Source organism: Streptomyces sp. NPDC002232 (genome assembly GCF_042890295.1).
Taxonomy (GTDB): Bacteria; Actinomycetota; Actinomycetes; order Streptomycetales; family Streptomycetaceae; genus Streptomyces.
In genome coordinates this window covers 505380-518874 of the sequence record NZ_JBIARV010000006.1, presented here as the reverse complement: position 1 = coordinate 518874, position 13495 = coordinate 505380, and the positions used below count along the sequence as shown (strand labels likewise).

Here is a 13495-nt window from a genome sequence, read left to right as displayed (position 1 = left end):
CGGCAGCCCGGGGAAAGGGCGCGCGAGGGGGACAGTGCGGTGAGACGGCGCCAGTGAGGCGACTCGTGTGGGTCGGCTCGACGGGTCGGCCGGGTGGGTCGGCGCGTTGCAGTCGGCTCGCGTGAGACGGCTCGGCGGGGTGGCTCGGGCGGGGCGGCGGGGCGGGTGTCAGGCGGGGCCGGCGTTCTCCTCGGCGAGGATCCGGCCCAGCGCCGCCTCCAGGTTGTCCTCGAAGTCACCGAGCGTGCGTTCCTGACCGAGCGGCACCAGCTTGTCCGTCCGGTCGAGGAAGGCCACCAGCGGGGGCGCGCTGGCCCGGAAGAGCGCGCGGTCGCCGCCGACCTGGAGCCGGATGGAGACGTCCGAGAGGCCTTCCGGCTCTGTCGGGGCGATGTGCACGTCTCCGTCCCCGCTCGGCCGGTTGATCCCGTCGAGCAGCAGCTCCCTCCCGAACGCCCAGGTGACGGGCGCGTCTCCGGGGAGGTGGAAGGTCATCCGCACCGCGTAGGGATCCCGGGTCTCATATCGGAGTTCGACCGGGATCTTGAAGGAGAGCTCCTCGGAGACGAGGAAGCTCATCAGGACCTCGGCCTGAACCGACTCTCGCATCATGTACCCCGCAGTAGATGAAGCAGTTGTGTAAACACAGCTGCTGAAAGCTGTGACCGAAACGGCCAGGAATGATCCCCCGTGGCCCTCTTGACGTAATCGTGCTGTAAGCACTAGCAGATCACAAGGAGTGATTTTTCAGATACTGATAGAGAGCACGAGGGAGCTGAAGAGCTTTCCGATCTCTGTGCGTAGTCGCTCGACTGCTGGGAGCAACCGTTCTTCCTGGTGGAGGGGGAGAGAAATGGCCACAGAGGCCGCCACGGGGCCCGCAGTGATGGGGATTGCGGCACAGACCGTGCCGAGCGCATATTCCTGACGCTCCACCAGGGGCTCCATTCGCCCCAAACCGCCCAAACGATCCAAAAGCACACGGCGATTACGCACCGTGTACGGAGTGAGGGCTTCCACCGGATGGCGGTCAAGGTGGTCTTGACGAGATTTCAGATCGAGTTGGCTCAGCAGACATTGGCCGATCGCATGGGCGTGAGCGGTCTCGCGGAAGTCGGCCCATTCCTCCACGGCGGGGGCGGAAGGGGTGTCGGCGACGGCGACGAGTTCGATCTCGCCCTCGCGGTAGAGGGCGAAGTAGACGGGTACGCCGATCTCGTCCCGCCAGCGGGCGAGCGAGTCTTCGATCTTGATGCGACGATTCTGCACATCTCCGCCGCCGGCCAGTCGGGCGGCGGCGTCGCCCAGGACGAACACACCCTTGTCGCGGAGCAGATAGCCCTCGTGCGTCAGGGTGCGGAGCAGGTGGTACGTGGTGGGGAGCGGGAGACCCGTCTCGCGGGCGAGCTGTTTGGCCGGGGCTCCCTCCGCGTGGGAGGCCACGGCCTCCAGGAGTCTCAGCGCCCGCTGCACCGAGCCGATCAAGGTAGGCGAAGCCGTGTGCGTAGCCGTGGCCAGTCACCCCCAGGCGTCACGACGGGTGTTTCGCACCCGCCCGCAGGGGCCGCCCCCGCGCGCCTCCGGGCTTGGGAAACCGCTGGTCAGCAGGGAGATCTACGCCAGTAGTCCCCAACACGGCGGAGGAATTCCACACTAGTGGCAGCCCCAGGGCCCACACCCGATTCGACCAGCGCGTTCCCCCGCCCGGGCTAATGCCCTCGACCGGCTCGTACCGATCAGTAGCTGGTGCTACCAGTCCTCCTTGGACCTGCCGGAGGAGCTGAACTTGCGGACGACGTAGATCAGTCCGGCGACGAGGGCCGCGAAGAGCAGCACCTTGAAGAGCAGTCCGACCACGAAGGCCAGGACGCTGGTGATCAGCCCGCCGAAGACGAACAGGGCGAGAAGGGGTATGGCGACCCACTTCACCCACCAGGGCATCCCCGCGAGCACCTCTCGTACGGCCATCGTCCCTACCTCGCTCTCGAAGATCCGCTCGGCGCACTCCGCGCCGAACACCCCCAAGGCTAGAGGCGCCAGGAAGCCCGTGGGGGCGCCGCGGCCCCCGCTCTCCCCTGATCCGACCCCTAGGGGCCCGAGGCCTTCCGGCCAGGCCCTCCTCCGGGTCCCGGCCGGGCCCGGCCCCCGGGCCCGCTCCGACACGGGGCCGCTCCTGGAGCACGGCCGGGCCGGGCCCAGCAGCTCAGCCGGCCCCGGGCCCCGCAGGCCTCGGCCGGTCCCGGATCACCGCCGTGCCGGACTCCGCTCAGCCCTCCGGCGGCGAGAAGACCACCATGACCCGCAGGTCCTCGCTGATGTGGTGGAAGCGGTGCTCCACCCCGGCCGGCACATAGACCACGCTGCCGCGCGCCACCTGGGTCGTCTCCGTCCCGACCGTGATCGCCGCCCGGCCGCTGACCACGAAGTACACCTCGTCCTGACCGTGCGGCTGCTGCGGATCGAGCGCCCCGGCGTCCAGGGCGTACAGACCCACCGACATGTTCCGCTCCCGCAGGAACTGGAGGTACGCCCCCTCGTTCGCGGCGCGCTCCGCCTCCAGCTCGTCCAGACGGAATGCCTTCATCGCCCGCTCGCCCCTGCCCTCGGCCCGATCGTGTCTGCCACGATCAGACACATGATGAATTTCGTAGTCAAGACGCTCGCGAACGCGGGCGCCCTGGGAGTCGCCGTCTGGCTCCTCCAGGACATCACCCTCACCGGTGACAGCACCGGCAAGAAGGCCCTGACGCTCATTCTCGTCGCCCTTGTCTTCGGACTGGTGAACTTCCTGGTCAAGCCGGTCGTCAAGCTGCTGACGCTTCCCCTCTTCATCCTGACGCTCGGACTGATCACCCTGGTGGTCAACGCCCTGATGCTGCTCCTCACCTCGTGGCTGGCCGGGCTGGTCGACCTCAGCTTCCACGTCGAGGGCTTCTGGACCGCCGTCCTGGGCGGCCTGATCATCTCCGTCGTCTCGTGGGCACTGAACGTCGTGCTCCCCGACGGCGACTGAGCGGCGGCCATGACCTACCGCGTCTGCTTCGTCTGCACGGGCAACATCTGCCGCTCACCCATGGCCGAGCACGTCTTCCGCCGCCGGATCGAGGAAGCCGGCCTCGACGGCCTGGTGGAGATCGACAGCGCGGGCACCGGAGGCTGGCACGAGGGCGACCCGGCCGACCCGCGCACGGTCGCCGTGCTCGACGAGAACGGGTACACCTCCGCGCACACCGCCCGGCGGTTCCGTTCCTCGTGGTTCTCCACCCTCGACCTGGTGATCGCCCTCGACGAGGGGCATCTGCGGGATCTCCGGGAGCTCGCCCGGACCTCGGAGGAAGCGGCGAGAATACGACTGCTGCGGTCCTACGACCCGGCCGCCGGGCCCGGCCTCGACGTCCCCGACCCCTACTACGGGGGACGCGAGGACTTCGAGGAGTGCCTGGAGATGGTGGAGGCCGCGAGCGAGGGACTGCTCGCGGCCGTACGCGCGGAACTGGAGGAACGGACACCGTGAAGGACGACGAACTCGGCGACGGCACACGGGCGGTACGGGCGGGGCTGCCCGAGCCCGTGAAGTACGAGCCGACCCTGCCGGGGCCGGTCTTCGCGGCGCACTTCCACCTGCCGGGCGAGCCGACCGGCCCGTACACCTACGGCCGCGACGAGAACCCCACCTGGACCCATCTGGAGCGGGCCATCGGCGAGCTGGAGGCGCCGGGGGAGGAGGGAGTGGAGACGCTGGTCTTCGCCTCCGGGATGGCCGCGATCTCCGCCGTCCTGTTCTCCCAGCTCAAGGCCGGGGACGCGGTGGTGCTCCCGTCCGACGGCTACCAGGCCCTGCCGCTGCTGCACGAGCAGCTGCGGGCGTACGGCATCGAGGTCCGCACCGCTCCGACCGGCGACGACGCCCAGCTGTCCGTGCTGGACGGGGCCCGGCTGCTGTGGATCGAGAGCCCGTCCAACCCCGGTCTCGACGTCTGCGACATCCGCCGGCTGGTGCGCGAGGCGCACGCGGCCGGGGCGCTCGTCGCCGTCGACAACACCCTCGCGACCCCGCTCGGCCAACGCCCGCTGGAGCTGGGCGCGGACTTCTCCGTGGCCAGCGACACCAAGGGCATGACCGGGCACGGCGACATCCTGCTCGGCCATGTGAGCTGCCGCGATGCCCGGCTCGCGGCGGACGTGCGGCGCTGGCGCAAGATCGTCGGCGCCATCCCCGGCCCCATGGAGGCCTGGCTCGCCCACCGGTCGCTCGCCACGCTCCAGCTGCGGATCGACCGGCAGTGCTCCACCGCGCTGAGGCTGGCGCGGACGCTCGCCGGGCGCGCGGACGTGACCGGGCTGCGCTACCCCGGACTTCCCGACGACCCCTCGCACGCGGTGGCTTCCCGGCAGATGCGGCGCTTCGGCCCGGTCGTCTCCTTCGAGCTCGCGGACCGGAAGCGGGCCGAGCGGTTCCTGGAGGAGCTGCGGATCGTGGACGACGCCACCAGCTTCGGCGGTGTGCGCTCCACGGCGGAGCGGCGCGGGCGCTGGGGCGGGGACGCGGTCGCGGAGGGCTTCGTCCGCTTCTCGGTCGGGGCCGAGGACCCGGAGGACCTGGTCGCCGATGTGCTGCGCGCGCTGGACGAGGCCGGCAGCGCCGGCTGACGCGGTCGTCCGCACGGAGCGAGGGTGCTCCGAGCCTCCCCCCTCGTGGCTCGGAACGCCCCCGGATTCTCGCGCGGAGACCGCCTGCACAAGGCTAGTTGACTGTGCGTCAGTGTCCAATCACGGTAGCGACAGCGACCTATCGACTTATTTATAGTTGGACGGTCCTGAGGCGCAGTCAGCCGACCGCCTGAGTCGAACGGCCTCACGGCCGGGAGGGGCGGACATGGATCTGAGCCTGCTGCGCACGTTCGTCACGGTGCACCGGGCCGGCTCCTTCACCCGCGCCGCCGCGCTCCTGGGGCTCTCCCAGCCCGCCGTCACCAGCCAGATCAGGACACTGGAGCGACAACTGGGGCGCCCGCTCTTCCTCCGGCAGGCACGCGGAGTCACCCCCACCACCATGGGCGACGAGCTCGCCCATCGCGCCGCGCCCCATCTGGACGCCCTCGTGGAGATCGCCGAGACCGGCATCCCCCAGGAGGGCGGGGTCCGGACCCTGCACCTCGCCGGACCGCCGGAGTTCACCGCGCTCCGCGCGCTGCCCGCCCTCACCCCGCTGGTCGCCCAGGGGCTCGCCGTGCGGACCTCCTTCCACGGCACCACGGAGGAGATCCTCGACGGGCTCGCGGCGGGCCATCACGATCTGGCCATCGCCACCGCGCGCCCCCGGGGCGGGCTGCTCGTCTCCACTCCGCTCTGCGACGAGGAGCACGTCCTGGTCGCGGCCCCGCGCTGGGCCGCCCGGCTCTCCCCCGAGGTGCTCCTGAGCAAGGGCGCCGTGGTGCTGGAACAGCTGCCGGTGGTCGAGGTCCACGAGTCGCTTCCCTTCGTCTCCCGCTACTGGGCGAGCGTCTTCGAGACCAAACCCGCGGCCGCCGCCACCGTCATCGCCCCCGACCTGCGGGCCGTCCGGGACTCGGCCGCCTCCGGCGCGGGACTCGCCGTCCTGCCGCGCTACCTGTGCGAGGACGCCCTGCGCGGAGGCCGGCTCGTGGCGCTGCTCGACCCCCCGGTCCCTCCGCTCCGCACCTACTTCCTGGTGGCGCGGACGGGGACCCTCGCGCTGTCGCCCCTCGCGCGGGTCCACGAGGAGCTGCTGCGGGCCGCCGAGAACTGGTGAGTTTCAGGACACCCCGGACGGGCCATTTTCTTCCCATGACCGAACGGCCCGTGATCAAGCGCACCGCACGCGCCATCCTGCTCGACGGGGACGACCTGATCCTCATCAAGCGGACCAAGCCCGGAGTGGATCCCTACTGGCTCACGCCCGGCGGCGGCGTGGAGCCCACCGACGCCACCGTCGTCGAAGCCCTGCACCGCGAGGTGCTCGAAGAGCTCGGCGCCAAGGTCACCGATGTGGTGCCCTGCTTCGTCGACACCGTCGAGCACATCGTCGACGGCGGAGTCTCCGGGGTGAAGGTCCAGCACTTCTTCGTGTGCCGGCTCGGCTCCATGGACACCTCCCTCCGCCACGGCCCCGAGATCGACGAACCGGTCGGCGAGTACGAGATCGTCCGGGTGCCCTTCAGCCGGGTCGGCATCGCCGCCGTGCACCTGGTCCCGCTCTCCCTGCGCCACTACCTCGACGGGAACATCGAGGGCGTCCGCGCGATGCACGCCCCCGACCTGGGCTAGCCCGCCGTCGCGGGGGCCACGGCTAGCCCGCCGTCGCGGGGGCCAGTTGCGCCAGGAAGTCGTGGCGGATCCGGTCCGAGGGGACCCCGACCCCGCGCAGCACGTCGACGCCCCGGCGGACCATGTCGAGCGGGCCCGAGAGATAGGCGTCGCGCTCGTCCCAGGGGCCGTAGCGGCAGACGGCGTCCGGGAGCCGCCCCTGCTCCTCGGTGACCGGGTGGACGGAGAGCCACGGGAAGGTCTTCTGGAGCCGCAGCATCGTGTCGATGTCGTAGAGGTCGTGGCCGCTGCGCGCCCCGTAGAAGACGTCGACGGGGCGCCGGTCCCCGTGCTCGGCGACGTCCTCGACCAGCGCCTTGATCGGCGCGATCCCGGTGCCGCCGCCCATGCAGAGCAGCCCGGTGTCCGTGGAGTGGTCGACCGTCATGGAGCCGGCCGGCGGACCGAGCCTCAGCACGTCACCGGGGCGCGCCCGGTGGACGAGCGCGTTGGACACCCAGCCGGCCGGGACGGCCTTGATGTGGAGGGACAGCAGCCCGTCCGGCCGGGGTGCCGAGGCGAAGGAGTAGTGCCGCCATATCCGGGGCCACCAGGGGGTCTCCAGCGTCGTGTACTGCCCGGCGAGGAACGGATACGGCTGGTCGGGCCGGAGCGTGACGACGGCGACGTCCGGGGTGCGCAGGTCGTGGGAGACCACCTCGGCGTGCCACCACGCGGGCGCGGTCCGCTCGTCGTCCGCGGCCGCGTCGATCATGATCTGGGAGATCGTCGTGTACGTACGGACCCAGGCCGCCTCCGTCTCCTTGTCCCAGGTCTTCTCCGCGTACCGCACGAGCGCGCCGATGAGCGCCTCGCCGACGGCCGGGTAGTGGTCGGAGCGCGTGCCGTACTTCCGGTGCCCCCTGCCGAGGTTCTCCAGGTACGCGGTCAGCACCGGCGCGTCGTCCATGTGCTCGGCGGCCGTCAGGAGGGCCTTCAGGAGCCGGTCCCGCTGGGTGTCCATGGCCGCGGGGAACATCTCGCGCAGCTCGGGGTGCCCGATGAACAGCAGGGCGTAGAAGTAGGAGGTCACGCGGTCGGCGACCGGTGCGATCTCCGCGAGGGTGCGCCGTACGAGCACGGCGTCGGCGGAGGGACCCTCGGGTATTCGGGTTTCCTTCCGGTCCGCCGCCGAGGAATCCCGCTCGTCCGTCGTGGTGGTCGGAGCATCCATCATGTGCCTCGCCTCGCGCTGACCGGCTTGCGTGGTCGCAGCATGGCGCCTCTGACCGGCGCGGCGGACCGAAAGTGGCGTTCTCGGGCCAAAGGGCCGGGTTTCTGGCTAGGCTGCGCTGTTTCGGACCAGCCCGTAGGCCTCGCGCAGATCCCCGCCGGAGTAGCTGTGGCGGGAGAGCCCGGCGAGATGGTGGTCCGCGTTCACGGCCACGGTCTCCGGGACGATCACGAAGAGTTCCGCGTCCGACATCGAGTCCCCGTACGCCACGCAGTCGTCGAGGCCCAGGCCGTACCCGGCGCAGAGTTCCCGGGCGATGCGCACCTTCGCGTGCGCGTCGAGAATGCCGGGCCGGTGGACCGGCTCGGTGAACGGGACCGCCGGCCAGAGCGAACCGTGCGTCGTGTCGACTCCCCAGTCGAGAAGCCGCTCGACGAAGAAGTCCGGTGAGAGGGAGATGACCGCGCAGCGCTCCCCACGGGCCCGGATGTCCGCCCAGACCTCGCGGATGCCCGCCAGCCAGGGCGCCCCCTCGAAGGCCGCCGCGACCTGCTCAGGAGTGAGCGCCGACCACAGCTCCCGGGCCCGGACCGCGAACTCGTCCGGCGTCATGCCCCGCAGGAATCCCACCTCCAGGGCGGCGATCTCCTCCATGAGACCGAGTTGCCGTGAGATCTCCACCGCGGCGGCCGAGCCTCGGATCAGGGTGCCGTCAAGATCGAAGAGATGGAGGCGTCGCGTTCGGGTGTCTCGGGGTTTCACGTGAAACATCGTCCGCGCCCAGGACGCCGGAGGCAAAGGCTCCTCGCGCCCGCCGGTCCTCTCGCTTCAAAACGGTGGGCGCGGAACCGCCACCCTTGGCATCGGGCCGGAGACCCCCCTTCGAGGCAGTGAGCAGGAGATCGCCACGCGGTAAAGCGGTGGACGGGAGTTCGCCACGTCGGCCAGCCTGACAGGATGCCGATCTCCCCCACCCCGCTCGCGCAGCTCCCGGTCCGTCGCCTCACCACGCAGGACCTCCTCGCCTGCGCCGACCTCTCCGAGAACCGGGGCTGGCCGCGCGAGGAACACAAGTGGGGGCTGCTCCTGGCCGCCGGCACCGGCCACGGCATCGACGATCCCGACGGTCCGGGCCTGGCCGCCTGCACGGTGGTCACCTCGTACGGACCGGGGCTCGCCGCGATCGGCATGGTCCTCGTCGCCGAGCGGCACGCGCGCCAGGGCCTGGGACGCCGCCTCATGGAGCACGTCCTGGCGGAGGCCGGGGACACCCCGGTCACCCTGCACGCCACCCCGAACGGACAGCCCCTGTACGAACAGCTCGGGTTCACCGAGACGAGCCGGGCGGACATGGTGCGCGGACGCTTCACCTTCACCGTCCCGGCGCCGGACGTCCCGGTCCGCCCGGCGACCGCGGAGGACCTCCCGGCGATCCTGCGCCTGGACCACGAGGTGTTCGGCCTCGACCGCACCCACATCGTCGCCCGGATCCCCGCTTTCGCGGACCACCTCCGGGTCGCCGAGGAGGACGGCGAGATCACCGGCTTCGCGGCGGCCTGGCCCAACATGGACACACATGTCATCGGCCCTCTGATCGCGCGGGACCCGGGCACCGCCCAGGCCCTGATCGCCTCCCTGGCATCCGCCACCGACCGGCCGCTGCGCACCGACATCGACGTGCGCCACAGCTCGCTGCTCGGCTGGGTGAAGGAGAACGGCCTCGACACGATCGCGAGCAACGCGGTGATGATCCGCTCCCTGCCCCACCTCCCCGGCGACTGGCGCCGTCGCTTCGCTCCCCTGACGGTCGCTGCCGGGTAGGTTTACTTGCAGACGCGCATTATTGCGTCTCTTCGTCTACCCTGGAGCGGAGCCTTTCCGGCGCCGAGGAGACACCGAGGAGCGATCATGACCGCGACGGACCCCGCACTCACCGCGCTCTCCCAGCGCTGGTGCGCCCTCTCCCTGCTGCACGGCAGGATCGAGGCCCACCTGGAGCGCGCCCTGGAGTCCGGGCACGGTCTGAGCGTGCGGGAGTACTCGCTGCTCGACGTTCTCAGCCGTCAGCACAGCGGCCCGGGTGGTCACCTCCAGATGAAGCAGGTCGCCGACGCCGTCGTGCTCAGCCAGAGCGCCACCACCCGGCTCGTCACCCGGCTGGAGGACCGCGGCCTGCTGACCCGGTACCTGTGCGCCACCGACCGGCGTGGCATCTACACCGACGTCACCGAGACGGGCCTCACGCTCCTCGAAGAGGCCCGGCCCACCAACGACAGGGCCCTGCGCGAGGCTCTCGACGACGCCGCGAAGAACCCGGAGCTGGCACCCCTGGTGCAGGTCGTGGAGGGCGCGGTCGCGCCCGTGTGACTCGGCGGCGCGTACGCTGCCGGGCATGAGCGATCTTGAGATACGCCCCGCCACGGCGGAGGACCTCGCGGCCGTCGTCGCCATGCTCGCCGACGACCCCCTGGGCGCACAGCGCGAGTCCCCCGACGACCTCGCCCCGTACCTCGCGGCCTTCGAGCGACTCGCGGCCGACCCGAACCAGCACGTCGTCGTGGCCGTGCGCGGGGACAAGGTCGTCGGCACGCTCCAGCTGACGGTCATCCCCGGGCTCTCCCGCAAGGGCACCACGCGGTCGATCATCGAGGGCGTCCGCATCCACTCCGACGAGCGCGGAAGCGGGCTCGGGACCCAGCTCATCGAGTGGGCCGTCGCGGAGTCCGGCCGCCAGGACTGCCGGCTCGTCCAGCTGACGTCCGACGTCACCCGCACCGATGCGCACCGCTTCTACGAGCGCCTGGGGTTCGAGGCCTCCCACGTGGGGTTCAAGAAGAGTCTCTGAGGAGGCGTTTCACGTGAAACACGCCGGTTTCACGTGAAACATCCCTGGGCGCCGACCACCGGTCGGCGCCCCCACGGACGGACCCGTCCCCGACCGCTCCGCCGACGGCTCAGAGACCGCGCCAGCCCGCCTCGTCCACGCCGCCGGGCACCGCGTCCCCCGGCTCGTACGGCTCGCGCGTGAAGACGAACGACCCGAGGTCGAGATGGCTCACGCTGCCGTCGGCACGGCGCACCGCCCTGAGCGGCTCCCCCGCGTAGTAGCCGTTCAGCCCGACCCAGCCGCCCTCGGGCAGCGCCCGGAACCGAGCCGAGCGCCCGGCACCCTTCAGGGGTTCGAGCACCACGCTCCGCTCGGGACCGAGCCGCAGCCCGTAGGCGTACGTGCCCCAGTACCAGGGCCCGGTGAGCGCGAGCAGTTCCTCGTCGACCTCCGCCGCGGGAAGGGGCCGCCAGGGCTCCGGGAACCTCGGCTCCGCCTCCGCCACGATCCGCACAAGATCGGCGGCCACAGCCCCCGCCAGCGGGCCCGAGGTGGCATTGGAGAGGGCGATGCCCGCGAGCCCGTCCTCCACGCTCACCCACACACAGGCGACGAAGCCCGGCAGTGAGCCGGAATGCCCGATGAGCGTGCGGCCGTCCCGGCGCAGCAGCTGGAGCCCGAGCCCGTAGCTCCCCTCCCAGTCCCCTTCGCCCGCCGGGGCCGCCGGCGCGCGCATCTCCTCCACGGACGCGGCGGCGAGCACCCGCTCGTCTCCCGCCGCGAGGAAGGCGGCGAAACGGCCGAGGTCGGCGGCCGTGGACCAGAGCTGCCCGGCCGGCGCCATCAGGCCGAGGTCCTCGGACGGCTCGGGAAGCATGACGTCGGCCCAGGGGTGCACCGCCCAGCCACCCGCGTGCGGGGCCACGGGGGCCGACGTCGTCCGGCCCATCCCCAGCGGCTCCAGGATCTCGCGCCGCAGCGCCTCCTCCCAGGACACTCCCCGGACCGTCTCGACCAAGGAGCCGAGCAGCGTGTAACCGGGATTGGAGTAGTGGTGGCGCCGCCCCGGGGACTGGAGGAAGGGCTCCTCCCCCAGGACGTCGGAGAGTTCGGGCCGCAGCGCGCCGGAGGACCGCTCCCACCACGCACCGGGCGTCTCGGCCGCGAGACCGCCCGTGTGGCCCAGAAGCTGGGCGATCGTCACCTCACCGGCGCCCGTGCCCCTCAGGTGCTTCTCCAACGGATCGTCGAGCCCGAGCAGCCCCTCGTCCCGCAGCCGCATCACCAGCACGGCCGTGAAGACCTTGGTGATCGACCCGATCCTGAACTGGGTGTCGGCGTCCGGCGCGTGGCCGTCCACACAGCTGCGCGCCCCGCTCCACACCAGCGCTCCGTCCCGCACCACCGCCCCCACGAAGGAGGGGGTACGCCCCTGGGACTGGGCGACCGCGACGCGGTGCAGCAGAGCCCGCTCGGTCCCGGGCAGCAGGGCTTCGAAAGATGTCGTCATGCGGACCATCCAACGCGACGCCAGGGCGCCACGCTCCCCGTTTTCGGGTCAGGTCTGGGCCATGTCGACGAATCGGGAGTAGTGACCCTGGAAGGCCACGGTGATCGTCGCCGTCGGGCCGTTACGGTGCTTGCCGACGATGATGTCCGCCTCGCCCGCGCGCGGCGACTCCTTCTCGTAGGCGTCCTCGCGGTGCAGCAGGATGACCATGTCGGCGTCCTGCTCGATCGAGCCGGACTCACGCAGGTCGGAGACCATCGGCTTCTTGTCGGTGCGCTGCTCGGGACCACGGTTCAGCTGCGAGAGCGCGATCACCGGCAGCTCCAGCTCCTTGGCGAGGAGCTTCAGGTTTCGCGACATGTCGGAGACCTCTTGCTGGCGGCTCTCCTGCCGCTTGGAGCCGCCCGACTGCATGAGCTGCAGATAGTCGATGATGACAAGCTTGAGGCCGTTGCGCTGCTTCAGCCGGCGGCACTTCGCGCGGATCTCCATCATCGACAGGTTCGGGGAGTCGTCGATGTACAGCGGAGCCTGGGAGACGTCCGGCATCCGGCGGGCCAGGCGCGTCCAGTCCTCGTCGGTCATCGTCCCGGAGCGCATGTGGTGGAGCGCGACGCGGGCCTCGGCCGAGAGCAGGCGCATCGCGATCTCGTTGCGGCCCATTTCGAGGGAGAAGATGACGCTGGGCAGGTTGTGCTTGATGGAGGCCGCCCGGGCGAAGTCCAGCGCGAGGGTCGACTTACCCATGGCGGGACGGGCCGCGATGATGATCATCTGGCCGGGGTGGAGTCCGTTGGTGAGCGAGTCGAGATCGGTGAAGCCGGTGGGCACGCCCGTCATCTCGCCGCTGCGGGAGCCGATCGCCTCGATCTCGTCGAGCGCGCCTTCCATGATGTCGCCGAGCGGAAGGTAGTCCTCGGTGGTGCGCTGCTCGGTGACCGCGTAGATCTCGGCCTGGGCCGAGTTCACGATCTCGTCGACGTCCCCGTCGGCCGCGTAACCCATCTGCGTGATCTTGGTGCCGGCTTCCACGAGGCGGCGCAGCACGGCCCGCTCGTGGACGATCTCCGCGTAGTAGGAGGCGTTGGCGGCGGTCGGGACCGACTGGACCAGGGTGTGGAGGTACGAGGCTCCGCCGACACGGGTGATCTCGCCGCGCTTGGTGAGCTCGGCGCCGACCGTGATCGGGTCGGCGGGCTCACCCTTGGCGTAGAGGTCGAGGATCGCCGCGTAGACGGTCTCGTGGGCGGGCTTGTAGAAGTCGTTGCCCTTGATGATCTCCACGACGTCCGCGATGGCGTCCTTGGAGAGCAGCATGCCGCCGAGGACGGACTGCTCGGCGTCGAGGTCCTGCGGGGGAACGCGCTCGAAGCCGGAGAGCCCGCCGTCCCAGGAGCTCTCGCTTCCCCGCTCGTGCTGGTCGTCCCGGCCACGGCCCCGGCCTCGCCCTTCGCCGCGGGTACGGGTGGGCAGCCGGTCGCTCGGTCCGCTGTCGGCCCAAGGGTCGTCCATGGGCTCGGGAACGCTCACCAAGCCACCTCCTCCCGTCCGCTCCGCGGACCTCGCCGTGCCACTCTTTCTTACGCCACGGCCTTGATCAACGAGTGGCTTCGCGTCCGCTTCTGGCGCGTCGGGCGCCGGACCACGGTAGGCCCGC

At 71.0% G+C, this 13495-nt stretch carries 16 protein-coding genes; 8 read left to right on the top strand and 8 right to left on the bottom strand.

Annotation, left to right across the window (positions count from 1 at the left end; all coding sequences use genetic code 11):
• Positions 1–168: 168 nt before the first annotated feature.
• From ACFYXU_RS30625 to ACFYXU_RS30610, 4 genes are all read right to left on the bottom strand, one after another.
• The gene (locus ACFYXU_RS30625; RefSeq protein WP_329856313.1) at positions 169–609 is read right to left on the bottom strand and encodes an SsgA family sporulation/cell division regulator; all 441 of its coding nucleotides are present in this window, start codon (positions 607–609) and stop codon (positions 169–171) included.
• 138 nt (positions 610–747) lie between these two features.
• A complete protein-coding gene (locus tag ACFYXU_RS30620) occupies positions 748–1518 on the bottom strand; it encodes a helix-turn-helix domain-containing protein (protein ID WP_329856312.1) in 771 nt (256 codons plus the stop codon).
• Positions 1519–1749: 231 nt separating this feature from the next.
• Complete coding sequence (locus tag ACFYXU_RS30615) at positions 1750–1968, bottom strand: DUF5326 family protein (protein WP_329856055.1); 219 nt, start codon at positions 1966–1968, stop codon at positions 1750–1752.
• A 298-nt stretch (positions 1969–2266) separates the two neighbouring features.
• On the bottom strand, positions 2267–2584 hold the full coding sequence (locus ACFYXU_RS30610) for a cupin domain-containing protein (RefSeq protein WP_329856053.1): 318 nt from the start codon (positions 2582–2584) through the stop codon (positions 2267–2269).
• Positions 2585–2635: 51 nt separating this feature from the next.
• Here ACFYXU_RS30610 and ACFYXU_RS30605 point away from each other — a divergent pair, with 51 nt between their 5' ends.
• From ACFYXU_RS30605 to ACFYXU_RS30585, 5 genes are all read left to right on the top strand, one after another.
• A complete protein-coding gene (locus ACFYXU_RS30605; RefSeq protein ID WP_389460930.1) occupies positions 2636–3013 on the top strand; it encodes a phage holin family protein in 378 nt (125 codons plus the stop codon).
• A 9-nt stretch (positions 3014–3022) separates the two neighbouring features.
• Positions 3023–3514, top strand: coding sequence for a low molecular weight protein-tyrosine-phosphatase (locus ACFYXU_RS30600; protein WP_389460928.1), 492 nt, complete (start codon positions 3023–3025; stop codon positions 3512–3514).
• The gene (locus ACFYXU_RS30595) at positions 3511–4650 is read left to right on the top strand and encodes a cystathionine gamma-lyase (RefSeq protein WP_389460926.1); all 1140 of its coding nucleotides are present in this window, start codon (positions 3511–3513) and stop codon (positions 4648–4650) included. The genes ACFYXU_RS30600 and ACFYXU_RS30595 overlap by 4 nt, the downstream gene beginning before the upstream one ends.
• Positions 4651–4876: 226 nt before the next feature.
• Positions 4877–5773: a LysR family transcriptional regulator gene (locus ACFYXU_RS30590; protein ID WP_389460924.1), complete on the top strand. Its 897-nt coding sequence runs from the start codon at positions 4877–4879 to the stop codon at positions 5771–5773.
• A gap of 35 nt (positions 5774–5808) precedes the next feature.
• On the top strand, positions 5809–6288 hold the full coding sequence (locus ACFYXU_RS30585) for an NUDIX hydrolase (protein ID WP_329856046.1): 480 nt from the start codon (positions 5809–5811) through the stop codon (positions 6286–6288).
• Positions 6289–6310: 22 nt separating this feature from the next.
• On the opposite strand, the gene ACFYXU_RS30580 is transcribed toward ACFYXU_RS30585, so the two are convergent.
• Positions 6311–7504, bottom strand: coding sequence for a globin domain-containing protein (locus tag ACFYXU_RS30580; RefSeq protein WP_389460922.1), 1194 nt, complete (start codon positions 7502–7504; stop codon positions 6311–6313).
• A gap of 105 nt (positions 7505–7609) precedes the next feature.
• Entirely contained in the window at positions 7610–8272 is a 663-nt protein-coding gene (locus tag ACFYXU_RS30575; protein WP_376507517.1) for an HAD family hydrolase, read from the bottom strand.
• Between the two features lie 186 nt (positions 8273–8458).
• Between ACFYXU_RS30575 and ACFYXU_RS30570 the strand changes: the two genes are divergently transcribed.
• From ACFYXU_RS30570 to ACFYXU_RS30560, 3 genes are all read left to right on the top strand, one after another.
• A complete protein-coding gene (locus ACFYXU_RS30570) occupies positions 8459–9322 on the top strand; it encodes a GNAT family N-acetyltransferase (RefSeq protein WP_376507516.1) in 864 nt (287 codons plus the stop codon).
• A gap of 87 nt (positions 9323–9409) precedes the next feature.
• Positions 9410–9868 carry a MarR family winged helix-turn-helix transcriptional regulator gene (locus ACFYXU_RS30565; protein WP_376507515.1) on the top strand — a complete coding sequence of 153 codons (459 nt, stop codon included), beginning with the start codon at positions 9410–9412 and terminating at the stop codon, positions 9866–9868.
• A 25-nt stretch (positions 9869–9893) separates the two neighbouring features.
• A complete protein-coding gene (locus ACFYXU_RS30560) occupies positions 9894–10346 on the top strand; it encodes a GNAT family N-acetyltransferase (protein ID WP_329856038.1) in 453 nt (150 codons plus the stop codon).
• Between the two features lie 109 nt (positions 10347–10455).
• On the opposite strand, the gene ACFYXU_RS30555 is transcribed toward ACFYXU_RS30560, so the two are convergent.
• Together ACFYXU_RS30555 and dnaB are read right to left on the bottom strand one after the other, a co-directional pair.
• On the bottom strand, positions 10456–11838 hold the full coding sequence (locus ACFYXU_RS30555; protein WP_389460919.1) for a serine hydrolase domain-containing protein: 1383 nt from the start codon (positions 11836–11838) through the stop codon (positions 10456–10458).
• Between the two features lie 48 nt (positions 11839–11886).
• Positions 11887–13368 carry a replicative DNA helicase gene (gene dnaB, locus ACFYXU_RS30550; protein ID WP_329856036.1) on the bottom strand — a complete coding sequence of 494 codons (1482 nt, stop codon included), beginning with the start codon at positions 13366–13368 and terminating at the stop codon, positions 11887–11889.
• Between the last annotated feature and the right edge of the window lie 127 nt (positions 13369–13495).

Bases quoted from the DNA above. Each gene is read 5' to 3' on its own strand.
- ACFYXU_RS30580 (WP_389460922.1), bottom strand. From the start codon at position 7,504: ATGATGGATGCTCCGACCACCACGACGGACGAGCGGGATTCCTCGGCG.
- ACFYXU_RS30605 (WP_389460930.1), top strand. From the start codon at position 2,636: ATGATGAATTTCGTAGTCAAGACGCTCGCGAACGCGGGCGCCCTGGGA.
- ACFYXU_RS30590 (WP_389460924.1), top strand. From the start codon at position 4,877: ATGGATCTGAGCCTGCTGCGCACGTTCGTCACGGTGCACCGGGCCGGC.
- ACFYXU_RS30585 (WP_329856046.1), top strand. From the start codon at position 5,809: ATGACCGAACGGCCCGTGATCAAGCGCACCGCACGCGCCATCCTGCTC.
- ACFYXU_RS30555 (WP_389460919.1), bottom strand. From the start codon at position 11,838: ATGACGACATCTTTCGAAGCCCTGCTGCCCGGGACCGAGCGGGCTCTG.
- ACFYXU_RS30575 (WP_376507517.1), bottom strand. From the start codon at position 8,272: ATGTTTCACGTGAAACCCCGAGACACCCGAACGCGACGCCTCCATCTC.
- ACFYXU_RS30600 (WP_389460928.1), top strand. From the start codon at position 3,023: ATGACCTACCGCGTCTGCTTCGTCTGCACGGGCAACATCTGCCGCTCA.
- ACFYXU_RS30565 (WP_376507515.1), top strand. From the start codon at position 9,410: ATGACCGCGACGGACCCCGCACTCACCGCGCTCTCCCAGCGCTGGTGC.
- ACFYXU_RS30625 (WP_329856313.1), bottom strand. From the start codon at position 609: ATGCGAGAGTCGGTTCAGGCCGAGGTCCTGATGAGCTTCCTCGTCTCC.
- ACFYXU_RS30615 (WP_329856055.1), bottom strand. From the start codon at position 1,968: ATGGCCGTACGAGAGGTGCTCGCGGGGATGCCCTGGTGGGTGAAGTGG.
- ACFYXU_RS30610 (WP_329856053.1), bottom strand. From the start codon at position 2,584: ATGAAGGCATTCCGTCTGGACGAGCTGGAGGCGGAGCGCGCCGCGAAC.
- ACFYXU_RS30570 (WP_376507516.1), top strand. From the start codon at position 8,459: ATGCCGATCTCCCCCACCCCGCTCGCGCAGCTCCCGGTCCGTCGCCTC.
- ACFYXU_RS30560 (WP_329856038.1), top strand. From the start codon at position 9,894: ATGAGCGATCTTGAGATACGCCCCGCCACGGCGGAGGACCTCGCGGCC.